The sequence below is a fragment of the Mesorhizobium sp. M2A.F.Ca.ET.046.03.2.1 genome (genome assembly GCF_003952425.1).
In the GTDB taxonomy this organism is placed as follows: domain Bacteria; phylum Pseudomonadota; class Alphaproteobacteria; order Rhizobiales; family Rhizobiaceae; genus Mesorhizobium.
On sequence record NZ_CP034449.1, the window covers coordinates 707,390 to 727,877 of the forward strand.

Genomic DNA, 20,488 nt, shown 5'->3' on the forward strand with positions numbered 1-20,488 from the left:
ACTGCATGTCGAACTGTTGAAAGGAGTATGATCAGTCGGCTGAGGATCGATCCGATCCTGGTAAAGCCGCGCAAACATCCTCCTGAAGTGCTGGATTTCACAACAAACGATCTCCAGCACCGGGTGCGTTACACCCCGCGTTCTTCCTTCCCTGAATGTCTCTTTTGTGTTGACGCAATTCCTTTTGGAATTGCTTTGAGCTCCTCCCGGTTTCCTCCCTGTTAGGCGGCAATCTCCGCGTTGATGTTCTCAGCCAGCAAGGCCCGGAAGCGCGAAGGCGACATGCCTTTCTGCGCCAGGAACTGGCGGTTGAAATTTGAGATGTTGTTGTAGCCGGCGGCGTAGCAGATCTCGGTGATCGACATCTGCGCCTCGCTCATCAACAGCTGGCAGGCAAGGTTGATGCGCAGCCGGTTGACATATTGCACCAGCGCCATGCCGGTGTGGCGGCGGAAGCTGCGCGAGAAGGCGCTCGGGCTGCGCCCGGCGATCTCGGCCAGCGTCCCTTCGCTGAACGGCTCGGTCAGGTGGCAATTGATGTAGGCGAGCGCCTGGTTGATGCCTGCCGACATGAAGCCGGAGGGGTCGGGCAGATAGCCGGCGCTGGCCAGCGTGCGGACGTCGCCGGCGCGGTTCAAGATGTCGAGCACGGCCATGAACAGCGACAGGCGACGCACGCCCTGCGCCTCGGTCAACTCCGCCAGCAGAGGCGCCGCAAGCTCGGCCGTCGCCGGCGAGAACAGGGCGCCGCGGCGGCTGGTTTCAAGGATACCGGCGCAGGCGGCAAGTTCGGGCAAGGCGGCTGAAGCGCTGGCGATGAATTCTTCGGAGAACTGGACGACGCGGCCGCGCAGCGGCACGGTCTCGCCCGGCGGCACGTCGCTGACCCAATTGTGCGGCAGGTTCGGCCCGGTGAGCACCAGATTGCCTGGCTCGAACTCACCGATGAAGTCGCCGACGAAATAACGGCCAGTGGTGGCGACGACCAGATGCAGTTCGTATTCGGGATGGAAGTGCCAGCGCACGGTGCGGAAAGGATAGCCGTGGGCCCAGGCCTTGAACGACTCTCCCTGTCTGATCTGGACGACTTCCAGGTCCGGATTCATGTTCATTTCCTCCCCGCGCGGGTCCGGTCTTGTGACCGGTTGCTGCGCTTCGTCAGGCGGGCCCGTCTCTTCCCACTGGCCGCCGTGATTGAAAGCTTAGGCGGCAATTGAAGCCCCTGCCACCACGGCTTGTCCACCCAAGCGATACTTTTTTGACGTTTTGGAGCGGACCGAAGCAAGCCGATGTTGTGAAAGCACTTCCTTAACCATAGCGGTTCAGGATCGTCCCCTGGTCAGTGGGGACACCCTGATTGAAAAAGCCGGCGCGCCCTCTTCGCCGCCTGGCGCTTCTCGCTGCGGCGGTTGTGCTGGGTACGGCGGCAAAGGCCTCGGATTTCTCCGAGCCGTGGAAGAATGCCGCCCGCCCGTTGGTGATCGACGCCTATGAATACAATTCGATCGACTGGCAGCAGCTCGTCACCGACAAGCGCGTCGCCGGCTTCATCAACAAGGCGTCCGACGGGCTGCCGCCGCCCTACTTCTGCTTCGGCGCCGAGGCGGACGTGAAACTCTGCAAGGCGCAGTGGAAGCGCTATGCGGTGACGCGTGAATTGTTCCAGACGCGCAAGGTGGTGGCCAAGGCGCTCGGCCTGAAATGGGGCGCCTATCACCTGGCCCGTCCCGGCAACCCGGTCGAGCAGGCCAACAACTTCATCGACTTCGCCGAGCCGGCGCCCGACGAGTTGATGGCTCTCGACATCGAAGGCATCGATCCGATGCAATGGATGTCGCTGGAGGACGCCGAGGAATTCGTGCGCCAGGTGCACCGCCGCGTCGGCCGTTTCCCGGTGCTCTATGTCAATGGCAAGACGGCGCAGTATATCGCCGACAATCGCTACCAGTACCGTCTGCTGTCGCGGCTGCCGCTCTGGTATGCGCGCTACAAGCCCGACATCGAGGTGCATTTCCCGATGGGCAACTGGCAGGGCTACGCACTGTGGCAATTCTCGGCGCAGGCCAATTGCGGGCGTTTCCGCTGCCCTTATCGGGTGCCCGGCACGCCCAACGACATCGATGTCAGCGTCGCGCCGATGAGCGCTGACCAGCTGCGCCAGCAATGGGCCTTTGGCGGCCTGCTCGACGTGCCGGCCGACTACCTCGCTTCGATCCCGGTGCCGCTCTCGCGCGAAAAGGCGCTGGCCGGCAAGGTCACCATCACCTATGCCGATGTGGCGACGCCGCCGACGGTGGAAGAAATGGTCGCGGTGCTCGGCGCGCGCTGGGAGAAATTCCGCGACGGCTTCCGCATGCCGGTGGTGAAGACGGTGCCGCAGCGCCCGAGCTTCGGCATCGTGCAATATGTCGCCTGGAAGCGGACCGGGCAGCGCACGCCCGACCAGATCGACGCGGCCTTCGCCGCCGCCGATCCGGTGAAGACCGCTTCGACCGCTCTCGACCAAAGGCGGCACTGATTCCCCAGGCATCAGCGGTGGCTGCCGAGGCTGGCATACATGCCGGTGGTGCGGAACTGCGTCGGCGTGATGCCGTAGAAACGGCGGAAGACCTTCGAGAAATAGTTCGCATCCTCGAAGCCGCAGAGCACAGCCACTTCCTTGACCGGCAGGAAATCGGCCTTGGTGAGGAGCTTGGCCGCGCGCTGCAGGCGTTGCTGCAGCACGAATTCGGCAGGCGGCAATCCTTCGCTCTCGGCGAAGCAGCGCGAGAAATGGGCGCGGCTGAGGCCGCTGATCTCGACCAGCTCCGCCACCGGCAGCGGCTTGTCGAGATTGGCGTTGATATGGTCGATGACCGGCTGCATGGCGCTTTGCTTCTCGGCGAAGGCATGCGAGCCGAAGACATCGTCGTAGAGCGCCATCGCCGCCTCATAGGCGATCGCGGAGGCCGCACCAGGCGAACCCGCTCCCTTGATCAGTCGCAGGCTGCAATCGGCAAGGTGATCGACGGTCGCCGGCTGCAGCCGGAACACCGGGCCGGAGACGCTGAGGATCGACTTGTGGATGCGCAGCGCTTCCTCACCGTTCATCGAGATCCAGAAGTATTCCCAGCGGTCGCCCTGCCCCAGCCAGTAGCGATGATTGTGCGGCACCAGAACCAGCAGCGTGTCGTTCGCCTGCAGACGGTAGTTGCGGTTCTCGTAGCGCAGCTGACCGGTGCCGCTGATCGTGTGCTGGAGCACCGTGAACGGGGTCTGGCCACGCTTTCTCCCGTCCCAGTCATAGGTTTCGTCCTCGCGCACCTCATAGCCGGTGCTTGTCGGCATGGCATGCAGCCGCTGGCGCCCGCGCGGCAGCGAAATCGTCCGCATCAGCTTTCCATTGGCGATCAGGTCCCGCAGCACAAAATTACCCTCGAAAGCATAATCCTTCTCTGGCGGTGCCCGCCAATAAGGCATAATCCAACTTCTCAGAACGCGAAAGACCCGCGGTCGAGGAGCGGGCGGGAGGAGAAAGAGCCGGATTTCCGGCTTTGAGTGGCTGGCGCGCGATGGCGCGTGGCCAAATCCTCCTTTGTCGCTCCTTGCCTGGCATTCAGTTGGATCAAGGTGAAGGTGATGAGCTTCAAAATCGCTATTATCGGCGCCGGCAGCGTCGGCTTCACAAAGAAGCTGTTCACCGACATTCTGTGCGTGCCTGAATTCCAGGACATCGAATCGCGCTGACCGACATCAGCGAGCACAATCTCGGGATGATCAAGGCGATCCTCGACCGGATCGTCGAGGCGAACAAACTGCCGACCAAAGTGACGGCGACGACCAATCGCCGCGAGGCGCTGGAGGGCGCGCGCTACATCATCAGCTGCGTGCGCGTCGGCGGGCTGGAGGCCTATGCCGACGACATCCGCATCCCGCTGAAATATGGCATCGACCAGTGCGTCGGCGACACGATCTGCGCCGGCGGCATCCTCTACGGCCAGCGCAACATTCCGGTGATCCTCGACTTCTGCAAAGACATTCGCGAGGTCGCCGCGACGGGCGCGAAATTCCTCAACTATGCCAACCCGATGGCGATGAACACCTGGGCGGCGATCGAATACGGCAAGGTCGACACGGTCGGGCTCTGTCACGGCGTCCAGCACGGCGCCGAACAGATCGCCGAAGTGCTCGGCGCGAAATCGCCCAGAGAGCTCGACTATGTCTGCTCCGGCATCAACCACCAGACCTGGTTCATCGAGCTCAAGCTGAACGGCCGGCCGATCGGCAAGGACGAACTGGTCGCCGCCTTCGAGGCGCACCCGGTCTATTCGAAGCAGGAAAAGCTCAGGATCGACGTGCTGAAGCGCTTCGGCGTCTATTCGACCGAAAGCAACGGGCATCTCTCCGAATACCTCCCCTGGTACCGCAAGCGCCCCGACGAGATCACGCGCTGGATCGACATGTCGGACTGGATCCATGGCGAGACCGGCGGCTATCTGCGCTACTCGACCGAAACCCGCAATTGGTTCGAGACGGAATATCCGCAGTTCCTCGAAGCGGCGTCGAAGCCGATCGATCCGTCAAAACGCTCCAACGAGCATGCCAGCCACATCCTCGAGGCGCTGGAGACCAACCGCGTCTATCGCGGTCACTTCAACGTCAAGAATAATGGCGTGATCACCAACCTGCCGCAGGACGCGATCATCGAATCGCCCGGCTTCGTCGACCGTTTCGGCATCAACATGGCGGCCGGCATCACGCTGCCGGAAGCCTGTGCGGCAACCTGCATGGCCTCGATCAACGTGCAGCGCATGTCGGTGCATGCGGCGATCGTCGGCGACATCGATCTGTTGAAGCTCGCCGTGCTGCACGATCCGCTGGTGGGTGCGGTGTCGACGCCGGAAGAGGTCTGGCAGATGGTGGACGAGATGGTGGTCGCTGAAGCCGCATGGCTGCCGCAATATGCGCACGCCGTTCCGGCGGCGAAGGAGCGGCTTTCGAAAGCACACGTCAAGACCCGCGAATGGGCGGGCGCCGCGCGGCGCAACGTGCGCTCGATCGAGGAACTGCGCGCCGAAAAGGCGGCGCTGAAACAGGCCGGTTGAGCCTAAAGGCAAGCAGGCCGGGTCGCAGGAGGCAGCTCGGCAAGAAATTCACAAGAGGCGGGCAGCAGCAGACGTCCAAAAACATCTGGGAGGAGACTATGAGGACTTTTCGTAGAACTGGCATTGCCGCCGGGCTGATGCTCGGCGTTTCAGTCCATGCGCTCAACGCCTTCGCTTCCGAGCCGACGATCCCGCCGCAGCCTGCGACATTCCCGGCCGAGGGCAAGATCCACTATGTGGCGCGCGACTCCATCCTGGAGTTCAAGGCGCTGCCGGAATATCACGAGCCGGACTGGGTGACGGAGAAATACGTCAAGACCGGCAAGCTGCCGCCGGTCAAGGACAGGCTGCCGAAGGAACCGCTGGTCTTCAAGACGGCCAACATGCCGGATGGCATCGGCGTCTATGGCGACACGATGCGCCATGTCATCGGCGGCAGGCCGGAAGGCTGGAACTACGGCGCCGGCCAGACGCAAGGCTGGGGCGGCATCGACATCGGGCTTTCCGAATGCCTAACGCGCACGGCGCCGCTGTTCCAGGTCGAGGCCAAGGACACCGAGCCGCTGCCCAACCTCGCCAAGAGCTGGGACTGGTCGAGCGACGGCCACAAGCTGACCATGCATCTGATCGAAGGCGCCAAATGGTCCGACGGCGCGCCCTTCAATGCCGACGACGTGATGTTCTACTGGGACGACGAGGTGGTCGATCCGAACGTCTCGCCGCTCAACGGCGCCACGCCGGAGACTTTCGGCGTCGGCACGACGCTGAAGAAGATCGACGACTACACCGTGGAGTGGACGTTCAAGGAGGCGTTCCCGCGGCAATATCTCTATGCCATGGCCTATGGCACTTTCTGCCCCGGCCCCTCGCACATCCTCAAGCCGCAGCATCCGAAATATTCGAAGAACACCTACGACCAGTTCAAGAACGCCTTCCCGCCGGAATATATGAACATGCCGGTGATGGGCGCCTGGGTTCCGGTCGAATACCGGCCGGACGACATCATCGTCATGCGCCGCAATCCCTATTATTGGAAGGTCGACGAGAAGGGCAACCAGCTGCCCTATCTCAACGAGCTGCAATACAAGCTCTCGACCTGGGCCGACCGCGACGTGCAGGCTGTTGCCGGCTCGGGCGATTTCTCCAACCTCGAACAGCCGGAGAACTTCGTCGCCTCGCTGAAGCGTGCTGCTGACAAGAATGCACCGGCACGCCTCGCCTTCGGGCCGCGTCTCATCGGCTACAATCTGCGCATGAATTTTTCCGCCAATGGCTGGGGCAACCCGGACGAACGCGGCCAGGCGATCCGCGAGCTGAACCGCAACGAGGATTTCCGCAAGGCCGTCACCATGGCGCTCGACCGCAAGGCGCTGGGCGACTCGCTGGTCAAGGGCCCGTTCACCGCCATCTATCCGGGCGGCTTCTCATCCGGCACCAGCTTCTATGACCGCAAGTCGACGGTCTATTATCCGTTCGATCTCGAAGGCGCCAAAGCATTGCTCGCCAAGGCCCGCCTCAAGGATACGGACGGCGACGGCATTGTGAACTTCCCGGCCGGCACCGCGGGCGGCAAGGATGTCGAGATCGTGATGCTGGTCAACAACGACTACACCACCGACAAGAGCCTTGCCGAAGGCGTGGTCGCGCAGATGGAGAAGCTCGGCCTGAGGGTCGTGCTCAACGGGCTTAACGGCACGCAGCGCGATGCCACACAATATTCCGGCCGCTTCGACTGGCTGATCCGGCGAAACGAAACCGAGCTCACCTCCGTCGTTCAAAATACCGAGCAGCTGGCGCCGGTCGGCCCGAAGACCAGCTGGAACCATCGCGCGCCGGAAAGCGGCCAGGTCGACATGATGCCGTTCGAAAAGGATCTCGTCGACATCGTCAACAAATTCGTGTCGACGCAGGACAACGACCAGCGTGCCGAGCTGATGCGAAAGTTCCAGAAGATCTCGACCGAGCATGTCTACAATGTCGGCCTGACGGAATATCCGGGCGCGCTGATCGTCAACAAGCGTTTCTCCAACATTCCGCAGGGCACGCCGATCTTCATGTTCAACTGGGCCGAGGATTCGATCATCCGCGAGCGCGTGTTCGTCAAGGCGGACAAGCAGGCAAAATACGAGTTGTTCCCCAACGAACTGCCCGGCAAGCCTGGCGATAAGGGACCGATGGATTAAGCTTTACCTCCCCTGACGAAGAGATGTCCGGCCGCGTTGCGGCGCGGCCGGACAAAGCAATTCCTCCAAATGCATCGAATGCGCGACCGGCCAGAAAGGAAATAGACCGTCCATGTTGCGATTCCTGCTCATGCGCATCGCCTCGGCCGTTCCCGTCCTCGCCATTCTGAGCCTGGTCACCTTTGCCATCATCCAGGCGCCGCCTGGCGACTATGCCGACTACATCAAATCGCAGCTGATCAACCAGGGCGGCGCCTCCTATGCCGAAGCCGACGCGCAGGCACAGGCCTATCGTATCGAACATGGCCTCGATAAGCCGTTGCCCGTCCAGTATCTCAACTGGATCGGCGGCATCATCACGCGCGGCGATTTCGGCTACAGCCTCTACTACAACAAGCCGGTGGCCGATGTGGTGGGCGAACGCCTGCCGCGCACGCTGCTGCTTGCGCTGGTCTGCCACCTGCTCGCCTCGGTGCTCGGCATCACCTTCGGCATATGGGCGGCGACGAGGCAGTATAGCTGGATCGACTCCACGCTCTCGGCGATCTCGTTCCTCGGCATGACAGTGCCGCGCTTCCTGATGGCGCTGATCATCGTCTATCTGCTGGTCTTCCAGTTCAACGTTTCGGAGATCGGCTCGTTCTTCTCGCCGCAGTATGGCGGCGCGCCGTGGTCGTGGGCGAAGTTCGTCGACCTGGTCAAGCATGTCTGGCCGGTGGTGGCGATCGCGACCTTCGGCGGGCTCGCTTACAACATGCGCGTCATGCGCGGCAACCTGCTAGACACGCTGAACATGCAATATGTCGAGACGGCCAAGGCCAAGGGCCTGACCGGCGGCGCCGTCGTCATGCGGCACGCCGTGCCCAATGCGCTGCATCCGCTGGTGATGTATCAGGGCGTGGTGCTGCCCTATATGCTGACCGGCGAGATCGAGACGGCGATCATCTTCGCGCTGCCGACCGTCGGGCCGGCGATCGTCGGCTCGATGGCGGTGGGCGACGTTTATGTGACGGCCACCTTCATGATGGTGCTGTCGGCGACGCTGATCATCGGCAACATCATCGCCGACATGCTGCTCGTGCTGCTCGATCCCCGCATCCGCCAATTCGGGGAGCGCTAGATGCTGGCGCGCGACCCCTCCCCGCCGCCGCCAGCCGAAGGCGTGGCCATAGCCGAGCCGGCGCACGGCAATGAGAGCTATATCGCGCTGGTCTGGCGCCGGCTAAAGCGCTCCTGGACCGGCATGGCCGGGCTCTTCCTGGTCGTGCTTCTGCTCGTCATGGCGGTGTTCGCGGATTTCATCGCACCTTCGGATCCGAAGGCGACCGACGTCGCCTTCGCGCCGCCGCAGGTGCCGAGCTTTCACGACAAGGACGGCAATCTCACCTTCCAGCCAAGGATCTATGCGCTGGCCGACTCGGCAGATCTCGATCCGGTCACCTTCCAGCCGATCGTCGGCCCCGACTACGATCATCCGCGGCTGCTCGGCTTCTTCGTCGAGGGTGCGCCCTACAGGCTCTTCGGGCTGATCCCGGCGGACCGGCACTTGTTCGGGTCGATGGACGGCCAGCCCGTGCATTTCCTAGGCACCGACAAGTTCGGCCGCGACGTGCTCTCACGCGCCATCCACGGCTCGCGGGTCTCGCTGATGATCGCGCTGACGGTGGTCTTCATCATCACCGTCATCGGCACCATCGTCGGCATGGTCTCCGGCTATTTCGGCGGCAAGTTCGATGTCTGGATGCAGCGCTTCGTCGAGCTGGTGCTCGCCTTCCCGCAGCTGCCACTCTATCTCGCGCTGACGACGCTGATCCCGGTCACCGCGCCGACCAATGTCTTCCTCGCCTTCGTCATCGTCGTCATGTCGGCGCTGGGCTGGGCGCAGATGTCGCGCGAGGTGCGCGGCAAGACGCTGGCGCTGGCGCGGATCGACTATGTACGCGCCGCCATGGCGGTCGGCGCCACCGACCGGCGCATCATCATGCAGCACATTTTTCCCAATGTGATGTGCCACGTCATCGTCGCCGTGACGATCGCCATCCCGACGGTGGTGCTACTCGAAGCCTTCCTCGGCTTCCTCGGCTTCGCCGTGAAGCCGCCGCTGATCTCCTGGGGGCTGATGCTGCAGGACACGGCGACCTATTCGGTCATCGGCACCTATCCCTGGATCCTGTCGCCGGTCGGCTTCGTGCTGGTCACCGTCTTTGCCTTCAATGCGCTGGGCGACGGCCTGCGCGATGCCGTCGATCCGTATTGAGGTGGCCGGGATGACGACGATCGCGCTCGCAGACAATTTCGCACCGGCCGTCCGGCTCGACCACGCCGCGCGCCATGAACAGCCCATCATCGACGCCCGCAACATCGGAGTCGCGTTCAAGGTGGAGCACGGCACCGTCGAGGCGGTGAAGGACGTCTCGTTCCAGCTCTACCGCGGCGAAACCATAGCCATCGTCGGCGAATCCGGTTCCGGCAAATCGGTGACGGCGCGCACCGTGATGGGATTGTTGTCGCGGCGTGCGACCGTGTCGCCACGCTCGAGCGTAGACTATTGCGGGCAAAATATCCTCGAATTCCCCGAGGCTGCCCGGCGCAAGCTGCGCGGCAACCGCATCTCGATGATCTTCCAGGAACCGATGAGCTCGCTCAATCCGATCTACACGGTCGGCAGCCAGATCGTCGAAGCGATCCGGGTCCACCGCAGGGTGAGCCGCAGGGAAGCCTGGGCGCGGGCGCTCGAGCTCCTGAAGCATGTCCAGATCCCCGAGCCGGAGGCCAGACTCAAGCAGTATCCGCATCAGCTCTCCGGTGGCCAGCGGCAGCGCGTGATGATCGCCATGGCCTTGGCCAACGACCCCGACGTGCTGATCGCCGACGAGCCGACAACGGCGCTCGACGTCACGGTGCAGGCGCAGATCTTGAACCTGATCCGCAATCTTCAGAAAGAGCTGAAGATGGCGGTGATCCTGATCACCCACGACCTCACCGTGGTGCGCAAATTCTCCGACTATGTCTATGTCATGCAGCATGGCGAGATGCGCGAGCACAATGTCACCGAGCGGCTCTTTGCCAATCCGCAGCATCCCTACACGCAGCGGCTGCTCGCTTCCGAACCGCATGGCCAGCCGAAGCCGCTGCCGGAAGGCAGCGGCACCATCCTCGAGGCGAACGGCGTGCGCGTATGCTTCATGCTGCGCCACGGAACGTTCCTGAAACCCGACTGGCGCGAGCTGGTCGCGGTTGACGATCTCGACCTGAAGCTCTGCCGCCACGAGACGCTGGGGCTGGTCGGCGAATCCGGCTCCGGCAAGACGACCTTCGGTCAGGCGCTGCTCAGATTGCAGGACGCCAAGCGCGGGGAAATCCGCTTCGACGGCCGGCCGATCGAGAAGCTGTCGCGCGGCGAGATGCGGCCGCTGCGTTCGCGCATGCAGATCGTCTTCCAGGACCCGTTCTCCTCTCTCAACCCGCGCATGACGATCGGCCAGATCATCGAGGAAGGACTGGTCGTCAACAGGCTGGGCGCGACGCGGCGCGAACGGGTCGAGCGGGTGCGCGAGGCGCTGGTCAGCGCCGGCATGCCCGGCAACATCCTGTCGCGCTTCCCGCATGAATTCTCCGGCGGCCAGCGGCAACGCATCGCGATCGCGCGGGCGATCGCGCTGGAGCCGGAATTCATCCTGCTCGACGAACCGACATCGGCGCTCGATCTTTCGGTGCAAGCGCAGATCATCGACCTGCTGCGCAAGCTGCAGGACGAGCGCGGTCTCAGCTATCTCTTCATCTCGCACCACCTCAAGGTGGTGCGGGCGCTGTGCCATCGCGTCATCGTCATGCAGCATGGTCAAATCGTCGAACAGGGACCCGTCGACGAGGTCCTGTCCAATCCCAAGACCGCCTACACCGAACGGCTCGTCAGGGCCGCTTTCGAGGTGGCGTAGACAAGTGCCGGAGGCTTACAGTGGCTAGAAATCCCAGGATCGCGTTCATCGGCGCCGGCTCGACGGTGTTCATGAAAAACATCGTCGGCGACGTGCTGCAGCGGCCGGCGCTGTCGGGCGCGACGATCGCGCTGATGGACATCAACCCGCAGCGGCTGGAAGAGAGCGCCATCGTCGTCAACAAGCTGATCGCGACGCTCGGCGTCAAGGCGAAAGCCGAGACCTATTCGGACCAGCGCAAGGCGCTTGCCGGCGCCGACTTCGTCGTCGTCGCTTTCCAGATCGGCGGATATGAGCCCTGCACCGTCACCGATTTCGAGGTGCCGAAGAAATACGGCCTGCGCCAGACCATCGCCGACACGCTCGGCGTCGGCGGCATCATGCGGGGCCTGAGGACCGTGCCGCATCTGTGGAAGATCTGCGAGGACATGCTCGCCGTCTGCCCCGAGGCGATCATGCTGCAATATGTGAACCCGATGGCGATCAACACCTGGGCGATCGCCGAGAAATACCCAACGATCAAGCAGGTCGGGCTCTGTCATTCGGTGCAAGGCACGGCGATGGAACTGGCGCACGACCTCGACCTTCCCTACGAAGAAATCCGCTACCGCTCGGCCGGCATCAACCACATGGCCTTTTATCTCAAGTTCGAGCACCGCCAGGCGGACGGCTCCTATCGCGACCTCTATCCTGATCTCGTGCGCGCCTATCGCGAGGGCCGCGCGCCGAAGCCGGGCTGGAACCCGCGCTGCCCGAACAAGGTGCGTTACGAAATGCTGACCCGGCTCGGCTATTTCGTCACCGAAAGCTCGGAGCATTTCGCCGAATACACGCCCTATTTCATCAAGGAGGGGCGCGGCGATCTGATCGAGAAATACGGCATTCCGCTCGACGAATATCCAAAACGCTGCATCGAGCAGATCGAGCGCTGGAAAGGACAAGCGGAGGCCTATCGCTCGGCCGACCGGATCGAGGTCGAGCAATCGAGGGAATATGCCTCCTCGATCATGAACTCGGTGTGGACCGGAGAGCCGTCGGTGATCTACGGCAATGTCCGCAACAATGGCTGCATCACCTCGCTGCCTTTCGACTGCGCGGCGGAAGTGCCGTGCCTGGTCGATGCTTCCGGAATCCAGCCCACTTACATTGGCGAGTTGCCGCCGCAGCTGACGGCGCTGATCCGCACCAATATCAATGTGCAGGAGCTGACGGTGCGGGCGCTCATGACCGAGAACCGCGAGCACATCTATCATGCCGCGATGATGGACCCGCACACCGCCGCCGAGCTCGACCTCGACCAGATCTGGTCATTAGTCGACGACCTGCTTGCCGCGCATGGCGACTGGCTGCCCGCCTGGGCGCGTGGCGGACGAAAGAGCGCGGCCGCCTGAAGCTGGGTTACGTGCCGGTCTTCTCGCGCTCGACGGCGCGCCAGCCGATGTCGTGGCGATAGAAGCCCTGCGGCCAGTCGATGTGCTCGATCGCCGCGTAGGCCTTGGCCTGCGCCTCGCCGACGGTCTTGCCGAGCGCGGTTACGTTGAGCACGCGGCCGCCATTGGCGACCAGCGCGCCGCCATTGATGGCGGTGCCGGCGTGGAAAATCTGGGCGCCATCACGCTCGGCCTCGTCGAGGCCGCGGATGACCGAGCCCTTTTCCGGCGTGCCGGGATAGCCCCTCGCGGCCATCACCACGGTCAGCGCCGTCTCGTCGCTCCAGCGGATGGACATATGCGCAAGCTGGCCGTCGACAGCGGCGTTGAGCAGGACGAGCAGATCGTCCTTCAGCCGCATCATCAGCACCTGGCATTCGGGATCGCCGAAGCGGGTGTTGTATTCGATCAGCTTGGGGCCCTGGTCGGTGATCATCAGGCCGGCGAAGAGGATGCCGGCAAAAGGCGCGCCGAGATTGGCCATGCCGCGCATCGTCGGCTCGATGATCTCGCGCATGGTGCGCTCGGTCATTTCGGCCGTCATCACCGGCGCCGGCGAATAGGCGCCCATGCCGCCGGTGTTCGGCCCGGTATCGCCGTCGCCGACGCGCTTGTGGTCCTGCGCGGTGCCGAAGGGCAGCGCCGTGGCGCCGTCGCACAGGCAGAAGAAGCTCGCCTCCTCGCCGGTCAGATATTCCTCGACCACGACCTCGGCGCCGGCGGCGCCGAATGCGCCCTCGAAACAAGCCTCCAGCGCGGCGTTCGCCTCATCAGAAGTCATCGCGATGGTGACGCCCTTGCCGGCGGCAAGCCCGTCGGCCTTGATGACGATCGGCGCGCCGACCTTCTCGACATAGGCCTTGGCCGAAGCGAGATCGCCGAAGCGGCCATAGGCGGCGGTCGGAATGTTGAACTTGGCGCAAAGGTCCTTGGTGAAGCCTTTCGAGCCCTCAAGCCTTGCCGCCGCCTTGGAGGGGCCGAAGACGCGGATGCCCCAGGCGCGCAGATCATCGGCGACGCCGGCGACCAACGGGCCTTCCGGGCCGACCACGACGAGGTCGATCTTCTTTTCCTGGCAGAAGGCGGCGACGGTGGAATGGTCGGCGACGTCGAGCTTCACCAGTTCGGCGACACGGCCGATACCGGGATTGCCGGGCGCGGCATAAAGTTTCGTCAGCAGCGGCGAGGCGGAGGTCTTCCAGGCGAGCGCATGTTCGCGGCCGCCCGAGCCGAGAAGAAGAACATTCATGGCCACCTCTTGCTGATCGTCTCCCCGAACCCGCTATTGGTCCGCAGGCGACCGGTCAAGCCGTCTTGGCATTTTGGCGGCAATTGCGCACGGGAAAGCAGCGCAAACGCCGAGGATTGGCTGAAGCCTCCCGAACCTCGTCATTCTAGGGCGAAGCAAGGAGCGAAGCGACGCGCGCAGACCCTAGAATCCATGCCGTGACTTCGAAGCGTTGCCGCGGTCCAGAATTCTGCTCCGTTGCACGCCGTGGCGAAGGTCACGGAATGGATCCTCGGGTCTGCGCGTCCGCTTCGCTCCCGCTCCGCCCGTGGATGACGAGGCAGGGCCGCTCAGCTCTGATAGATAACGGGGAACCAGTCCTCGCGCAGTTTCTGGCCCGGCTTCATGTCGTGGCCGGGATAGGGCGGCGAGGTGCGGCCAGGGCGTTCGACGTAGTGCGCGTCGTCGCCGACCCAGCGCAGCGACAGCGCGCGGCGCCGCGCCGAGGTCAAATTGCCGCGCGCGCCATGCGCCGTGCGGAAATCGAACAGGATGGCGTCGCCCGGCTCCATCTCCCATTCGAGCACCTTCATCGAGGGATCGTTGTCGGGGTCGGGCACCGGCAAATAGTCGCCCTCGCCGGCATAGAAATTGGCGTCGTTCAGCCAGCGCACCGGCAGCACCATCTTTTCCCATTTGTGCGAGCCGGCGATCAGCCGCAGCGTCGCTTCCTTCACCGGATCGATCGGGATCCAGAAGCTCACCGTCTGGCTGCCATCGACGAAGTAATAGGGAATGTCCTGGTGCCAGGGCGTCGGCTTCTGCGTGCCGGGCTCCTTGACCAGGACGTGGTCGTGGAAGAACTGGGCGCTGCGCGATTGCATGACGGCGGCCGCGAGTTCTGCCGCAGGCGATTCCCTGACAATCCTGACGAATTCCGGGATGCTTCACACTCACCCAGTTGCGCTACGTCGTCGCCGTCGCCCGCTATGGCAGCGTCACCATGGCGGCCCAGGCGCTGAACGTGTCGCAGCCGTCGATCTCGGTGGCGATCGACCATGTCGAGGACGCGCTCGGCCAGAAAATCTTCGTGCGCCAGCGCGGCAGCGGCGTTGCGCTGACGTCCTTTGGCCGGAGGGCCGTCGCCAAGGCAAGGCAAGTGCTGGGCGAGGCGGACGAGCTGGCGGCGCTCGGTTCGCGCGATGCCGATGTCGGCGGCGAGCTGGTGCTCGGCTGCTTCGAGGACCTGGCGCCCTATTTCGCGCCGGCGCTGATGCGCGCCTTCGCCGAGCGCTGCCCGGCCGTCACGGTCGTCATCGGCGACGAGACCTTCGAGACGCTGGGGCGGCGCCTGGCCGACAGCGCCGTCGATCTCGGCCTCACCTATGATCTCGGGCTTCCAGGGCATTTCAAACGCGTCCTGCTGCATGAATTGCGGCCGCACGCGCTTCTGCCGGCCGGACATGTGCTGGCGGACAAGCACGCCGTCAGCCTGGCCGAGCTCGCGCAGCATCCGCTGATCACCACCGACCAGCCGCACAGCTGGCAGCACATGCTGGACCTCTTTCTCAGCCGCGGCCTGTCGCCGATAGCCCGGGCGACGACGAGCTCGTTCGAATTGCAGCGCTCCATGGTGGCCAACGGCTTCGGCGTCGCCGTCAGCTATACCAGGCCCCATGGCGACCGCAGCTATGACGGCCTGCCGCTGGTCGTAAAGCCGCTCTCCGATCCGCTGCCGATGCAGCGCATCATCCTGACGCATGACACGCGCCAGCGCCTGTCCAAGGCGGCCGTGGCTTTCATCGAGGTCGCCAAGGCATGGTTTGCCGGTCACGATGTTTTCACCGCCTGAGTTTTCAGCGCTTGAGCGACACCACGGCCGCTTGACGGCGCTGCCTGCTGCTGCCACTCCAGCGTGATGGAAACCGTCCAGTCGAAAGCGATCCAGGGCCGCGTCGCCGATGCGCCGAGCGGCCATTGGGTCTACCGCGTGCTGCCGCGCTGGCTCTGGCCTTATGCGCAGCTTGCGCGCTGGGACCGGCCGATCGGCTGGCAGCTCCTGTTATGGCCCTGCTGGTGGTCGGCAGCGCTTGCCGCGGGCGCCTATCCGCGTCCGACCGACCCGCTGCTGACGCTGCTTCCGGCGCCCTGGCATCTGGTATTGTTCTTCGTCGGCGCCGTCGCCATGCGCGGCGCCGGCTGCACCTATAACGATCTCGCCGACGAGGACATCGACAACCAGGTCGAGCGCACCCGCTCGCGGCCGCTGCCGGCCGGCAAGGTGACGCGCCGCCAGGCATGGATCTTCGTCATCATCCAGGCGCTGGTGGGCCTGGCCGTGCTCTTGCAGTTCAACAGCTTCGCCATTCCGCTCGGCATCGCTTCGCTCGTGATCGTCGCGGTCTATCCCTTCATGAAGCGCATCACCAACTGGCCGCAATTCGTGCTGGGCTTAGCCTTCTCCTGGGGCGCGCTGATGGGATGGGCGGTCGAGTTCGGCGACATCGATGACCCGGCGATCATGCTCTATATCGGCTCGATCCTGTGGGTGATCGGCTACGACACGATCTATGCGCATCAGGACAAGGAAGACGACGCCATCGTCGGCGTGCGCTCGACGGCACGGCTGTTCGGCGACAACACCAAGATGTGGCTTAGCGGGCTCTATGGCGGCGCGCTGATCTGCTTCGCCATCGCCTTCGCCTCGGCGCAGGTGCCGATCGTGGCGCTGGCGGGACTGATCGCCGCAGGCGTGCATATGGGGCGCCAGATCATCCGGCTCGACATCAACAATCCGGACCAGTGCCTGAAGCTGTTCAAGTCGAACAACCAGGTCGGCTGGCTGATCTTCCTGGGGCTGATCGGCGGTTCGGTGTGGATATGGCTGAAGCCGCTGGTGTGATCTCCCTTCTCCCCGTTCTACGGGGAGAAGGTGGCGGCAGCCGGATGAGGGGCAGCGCCAACCTTTGGAGGCAAATTGTAGCGGCGATACAGCGTCTGATCGGGTTTGTGAGGTGGCCAGACACCCAGGTCGGTGCTGCCCCTCATCGCCCTGCCGGTGTCCAGCGGATAGATGGGTAACACTTTGAACCGGATACATAGGTAACAGTTTTCTCTCCCTATGATGCGGTCGCCGCAGCGCCAAGCGGTCGGCTTGGCGCGGCGCTGCGGCGAACCAGTTTCATGTGCTTCTCATCGATGAAGCCGAGCGGATGGGTGTGGAAGCGCATCGTCCACTCGCCATCCTCGGTCTCTTCAATGGCAATCGGTTCGCCGGCCAACGTGGCCGAGACATAGATCTCGGTGCCCCGCCATTTGACCGCGCCGTTCTGGCGCACGCCGCGCACCGCTGCCTCGGTCGGATAATCGGGTTCAGGGGCTGTCTTCGGCATCGGTCGGGTCGAGGGGCGGTAATGCTGTGCCGGGGTGTCCATGCCCAGCGCCTCGTGCGGACGCTCCTCATTGTAGCTGCGCCGGAAGTTCTCGAAGGCCCTGGCTTGAGCCGCTTTGTCAGCCTTCGGTGCATCGGCCATCGGCAGCATGGTCAGATGGAAACGCTCATGGCGCCCGTTCTGCTGCGGCTTGCCTGGCTGGATGCGCTCCAGGGCGATGCCGAGCTTAATGAAGCGCACTGCCAGCGGCGTCAGCCCTGTGACGCCGGCCGACGCAAAGGGTGGGCCATTGTCGCTTCGAATGCGATCCGGCAGACCGTTTTCCTCAAACAATCGCTCAAACACCGGCCACGCCTCCTCGTCGGCCGTCGAGCCCGTCGCCTCGAGCCCCAGCAGGTAGCGGCTCAATGCATCCATCACCGTCAATGGCTCGCAGCGCCAGCCGTCACGGGTCCGGAACCAGCCCTTGTGGTCTACCGTCCACACCGCATTCGGCGCCGCAGGCTCCGGCCATGGCCCATTGCCCACAGCCCGCCAGCGCCGGCGCCGGCGTCCCACAAGACCATGCCGCTTCAGGATCTCGCCAGCTGTCGAGACTGCCGGCCAGCCACAACTGGGCTCCGCCCGCTTCAGCCGCGCCATGATCTTCTTCGGCCCCCACAGCGGATGCGCTTCCTTCTCCGCCACGATCCGCTCCACCAGCTCGGCTGCCGTTGCTCGGCCGTGATCGAGCGGCGCCCGCAGCCGGTCGTGCAGGCCTTCCGGCCCGGTCTCCCGGTAACGCCCAAGCCATTTGTAGCCGGTCTTGCGTGAGATCTCGAAGGCCGCGCAAAGCTGCGTCATCGTCTCCTCGCCAGCTAGGCATTCAACAACAAAACGAAGCCGCTCATCCATGATGCCAGTCTCTCGCCAAACCATCGCCGGTCCTCCCGGCTGGCAAGAAAACTGTCACCCATCTAATCGGTCCATTCTGTTACCTATCTATCCGGTTCGGACACCGGGCACTTCTCCCCGTATAGAGACGGGGAGAAGAAACCTACTCCCTTGCAATGATCTCCTGGCCGTCGATGACGAGCCTCAGGCCCAGATTGCCGGCCTTGCGGCGGGCGAGGAAGCGCGGGCGGCGCGTGGTGGAGACGCGGCCCTTGCGGCGCTCCTGCGGCGGCAGCGCCTTGATGGCGGCGCCGAGCGATTCTTCCAGCGTGCGGGCAATGCCGTCGGCCTCGATCAGCAGCATCGGCAGGCGATAGGCGTCGGCCCAGGCGCGCCAGTCGGCGGCGACGTCCTCGAGATCGTCGGCGACCAGCAGCGGCACCGAGAGCATCGGATCATTGTGCAGGAGCTCGAGCGTCACGGTGACGTTGCCGTCCGGATCCTCCATGGCGCGCGCGGCAACGCCGCGGAACGCCTTGGCGGGCAGCGCGATGATCGCCGGCAAACCGCTCATCTCCAGCATGCGGCGGATGACGGCGCCGCGCTGGTCGATGGTGAAGGTCACATCGCCATAGTCGTCGCGGGTGGCGTAGCTCACCATCTGCGGCAGGCGAAATGGGTCGAGACGCATGTTGCGCCCGGCCCAGACTGGCTTCAGTCCAGTGTTCATCGATGTCTTCCCTGTTACTCCTGAGGGCCGTTTTCCGGTTCTCTCAGGGCCGGTTTTTCCGGCCTCGTTATGGGAAGAAATGTTAGCGCTGGCTTCTTACCGGCGCGCTTAAGAAAGTCGGTTAAATTTTGCTGATCTCAGGGATGGTTATCGGAATGCGACCGTCCACCAGATATGGGAAGGATCAGATAACCTTACCGGGATTCATGATGCCTGCGGGATCGAAGGCGGCCTTCACCCGGCGCATCAGGTCGATGGCCATCGGCGGCGCCGTGGCGATCAGCTCGTCGCGCTTCAGCTGACCTATGCCGTGCTCGGCCGAGATCGAGCCGTGGAAGGAGCGCACGACATCGTGCACGGCCTTGTTCATCGGGTGATAGAGCTCGAGGAACGGCTCGTCCTGCCAATCCACCGGACGCGAGATGTTGTAGTGCAGATTGCCGTCGCCCATGTGGCCGAAGCAGACCACACGCGCGCCGGGGCAGACGCCTTCCACCACGCCGGCCGCCTTATCGATGAAGTCGGGGATCGAGGCGATCGGCACGGAGATGTCGTGCTTGATCGAGGCCCCCTCAGGCTTCTGGCATTCGGGCAGCGTCTCGCGGAAATTCCAGAAGGCGTCGCCCTGGGCCAGGCTTGCCGACACCACCGCGTCGCCGACGATGCCTTGCTCGAGGCCGGCTGACAGGATCTCCTCGATCAGCGCCTTGCCGTCCTCCTCGGAGCGTCCGGACGAAATCTGCATCAGCACATACCACGGCCAGTCGTCGGCCAGCGGCCGCGTGATGCCTTGCCCGTGCTTCAGCGTGAAATCATAAGGCCTTCTGGCGATCAGCTCGAAAGCTGTGAGCGAAGCTCCGGCGCGGTCCATCGCCAGCGTGAACAGCGAAAGCGCGTCTTTCGGGGACGACGGCAGGCCGGCAAAGGCGACCTCCCTGCCCTTCGGCTTCGGGAACAGTTTCAGCACCGCGGCGGTGATGACGCCGAGCGTGCCTTCGGCGCCGACGAAGAGGTTCTTCAGATCGTAGCCGGTGTTGTCCTTCTTCAATTTGCGCAGGTCGTCGAACACCTCGCCGGTCGGCAGCACCACCTCGACGCCGAGACAGAGCTCGCGCGCATTGCCATAGGCAAGCACGCCCGTGCCGCCAGCATTGGAGGAGAGATTGCCGCCGATCTGGCAGGAGCCTTGCGCGGCGAGCGAGAGCGGAAAGAGCCGGTCGGCGGCGTCGGCCGCCTCCTGCAGCGTCTGCAGGATGACGCCGGCCTCGACGGTCACCGTGTTCGACAAGACATCGATCTCGCGGATGCGGTTCAGCCGCGACAGCGACAGCACGATGTCGTGACCGGATTTGTCCGGCACCTGCGCGCCGACCAGCCCGGTGTTGCCGCTCTGCGGCACGATCGGCGTACCAGTCTCGGTCGCAAGCCGCATGATGCGGCTCACTTCCTCGACGCTGGCGGGCCTCAGCACCAGCGACGTGCGGCCATGCCAGAGGCCGCGCCGCTCGGTGATGTAGGGCGCGATGTCGGCCTGGTCGCGCAAGGCATATTTGTCGCCGACGATTGCCGCGAAGCGGTCGATGACGGCAGGGTCGAGGTCGAAGGGCTGATCGTTCATGGCGGCAAGAAC

At 63.9% G+C, this 20,488-nt stretch carries 14 protein-coding genes and 2 pseudogenes; 9 read left to right on the plus strand and 7 right to left on the minus strand.

All coding sequences use genetic code 11. The annotated features are described in order from the left end of the window. Positions 1 to 221 precede the first annotated feature (221 nt). Positions 222 to 1,106: an AraC family transcriptional regulator gene (locus EJ072_RS03510; protein ID WP_042641694.1), complete on the minus strand. Its 885-nt coding sequence runs from the start codon at positions 1,104 to 1,106 to the stop codon at positions 222 to 224. 281 nt (positions 1,107 to 1,387) lie between these two features. On the opposite strand from EJ072_RS03510, the gene EJ072_RS03515 reads away from it, so the two are divergent. Continuing rightward, complete coding sequence (locus EJ072_RS03515) at positions 1,388 to 2,518, plus strand: glycoside hydrolase family 25 protein (protein WP_245467335.1); 1,131 nt, start codon at positions 1,388 to 1,390, stop codon at positions 2,516 to 2,518. Positions 2,519 to 2,529: 11 nt separating this feature from the next. Here EJ072_RS03515 and EJ072_RS03520 read toward each other — a convergent pair whose 3' ends face one another. Then, a complete protein-coding gene (locus tag EJ072_RS03520; RefSeq protein WP_348526449.1) occupies positions 2,530 to 3,459 on the minus strand; it encodes an AraC family transcriptional regulator in 930 nt (309 codons plus the stop codon). A 159-nt stretch (positions 3,460 to 3,618) separates the two neighbouring features. Between EJ072_RS03520 and EJ072_RS03525 the strand changes: the two are divergent. The 6 genes and pseudogenes from EJ072_RS03525 to EJ072_RS03550 all read left to right on the plus strand — a co-directional run bounded on the left by EJ072_RS03525 (position 3,619) and on the right by EJ072_RS03550 (position 12,596). Beyond that, a pseudogene (locus tag EJ072_RS03525) lies at positions 3,619 to 5,084 on the plus strand (alpha-glucosidase/alpha-galactosidase). Between the two features lie 98 nt (positions 5,085 to 5,182). After that, the gene (locus tag EJ072_RS03530) at positions 5,183 to 7,267 is read left to right on the plus strand and encodes an ABC transporter substrate-binding protein (RefSeq protein WP_126078589.1); all 2,085 of its coding nucleotides are present in this window, start codon (positions 5,183 to 5,185) and stop codon (positions 7,265 to 7,267) included. Positions 7,268 to 7,379: 112 nt separating this feature from the next. Beyond that, positions 7,380 to 8,387, plus strand: coding sequence for an ABC transporter permease (locus EJ072_RS03535; protein WP_126078590.1), 1,008 nt, complete (start codon positions 7,380 to 7,382; stop codon positions 8,385 to 8,387). Continuing rightward, positions 8,388 to 9,524 carry an ABC transporter permease gene (locus EJ072_RS03540; protein ID WP_126078591.1) on the plus strand — a complete coding sequence of 379 codons (1,137 nt, stop codon included), beginning with the start codon at positions 8,388 to 8,390 and terminating at the stop codon, positions 9,522 to 9,524. Positions 9,525 to 9,534: 10 nt separating this feature from the next. After that, a complete protein-coding gene (locus EJ072_RS03545) occupies positions 9,535 to 11,205 on the plus strand; it encodes an ABC transporter ATP-binding protein (RefSeq protein WP_126078592.1) in 1,671 nt (556 codons plus the stop codon). A 20-nt stretch (positions 11,206 to 11,225) separates the two neighbouring features. Further along, on the plus strand, positions 11,226 to 12,596 hold the full coding sequence (locus tag EJ072_RS03550) for an alpha-glucosidase/alpha-galactosidase (RefSeq protein WP_126078593.1): 1,371 nt from the start codon (positions 11,226 to 11,228) through the stop codon (positions 12,594 to 12,596). 7 nt (positions 12,597 to 12,603) lie between these two features. Here EJ072_RS03550 and purD read toward each other — a convergent pair whose 3' ends face one another. Then, positions 12,604 to 13,884, minus strand: a complete 1,281-nt coding sequence (purD, locus tag EJ072_RS03555; protein ID WP_126078594.1) for a phosphoribosylamine--glycine ligase — start codon at positions 13,882 to 13,884, stop codon at positions 12,604 to 12,606. Positions 13,885 to 14,213: 329 nt separating this feature from the next. Further along, positions 14,214 to 14,807, minus strand: a pseudogene (locus tag EJ072_RS03560) (phytanoyl-CoA dioxygenase family protein); the annotation flags it as partial. Between the two features lie 17 nt (positions 14,808 to 14,824). On the opposite strand from EJ072_RS03560, the gene EJ072_RS03565 reads away from it, so the two are divergent. Both EJ072_RS03565 and ubiA read left to right on the plus strand, forming a co-directional pair. Next, entirely contained in the window at positions 14,825 to 15,715 is an 891-nt protein-coding gene (locus tag EJ072_RS03565; protein ID WP_281061013.1) for a LysR family transcriptional regulator, read from the plus strand. 66 nt (positions 15,716 to 15,781) lie between these two features. Further along, positions 15,782 to 16,765 (plus strand): 4-hydroxybenzoate octaprenyltransferase, encoded by a 984-nt coding sequence (ubiA, locus tag EJ072_RS03570; RefSeq protein ID WP_126083487.1) that lies wholly within the window; start codon positions 15,782 to 15,784, stop codon positions 16,763 to 16,765. Positions 16,766 to 16,982: 217 nt separating this feature from the next. On the opposite strand, the gene EJ072_RS03575 is transcribed toward ubiA, so the two are convergent. The 3 genes from EJ072_RS03575 to EJ072_RS03585 form a co-directional block, all read right to left on the minus strand. Continuing rightward, positions 16,983 to 18,173, minus strand: a complete 1,191-nt coding sequence (locus EJ072_RS03575) for an integrase core domain-containing protein (protein WP_126078595.1) — start codon at positions 18,171 to 18,173, stop codon at positions 16,983 to 16,985. A gap of 118 nt (positions 18,174 to 18,291) precedes the next feature. Then, the gene (locus EJ072_RS03580) at positions 18,292 to 18,858 is read right to left on the minus strand and encodes a DUF6101 family protein (RefSeq protein WP_126078596.1); all 567 of its coding nucleotides are present in this window, start codon (positions 18,856 to 18,858) and stop codon (positions 18,292 to 18,294) included. A 184-nt stretch (positions 18,859 to 19,042) separates the two neighbouring features. Beyond that, complete coding sequence (locus tag EJ072_RS03585; protein ID WP_126078597.1) at positions 19,043 to 20,476, minus strand: FAD-binding oxidoreductase; 1,434 nt, start codon at positions 20,474 to 20,476, stop codon at positions 19,043 to 19,045. Positions 20,477 to 20,488 lie beyond the last annotated feature (12 nt).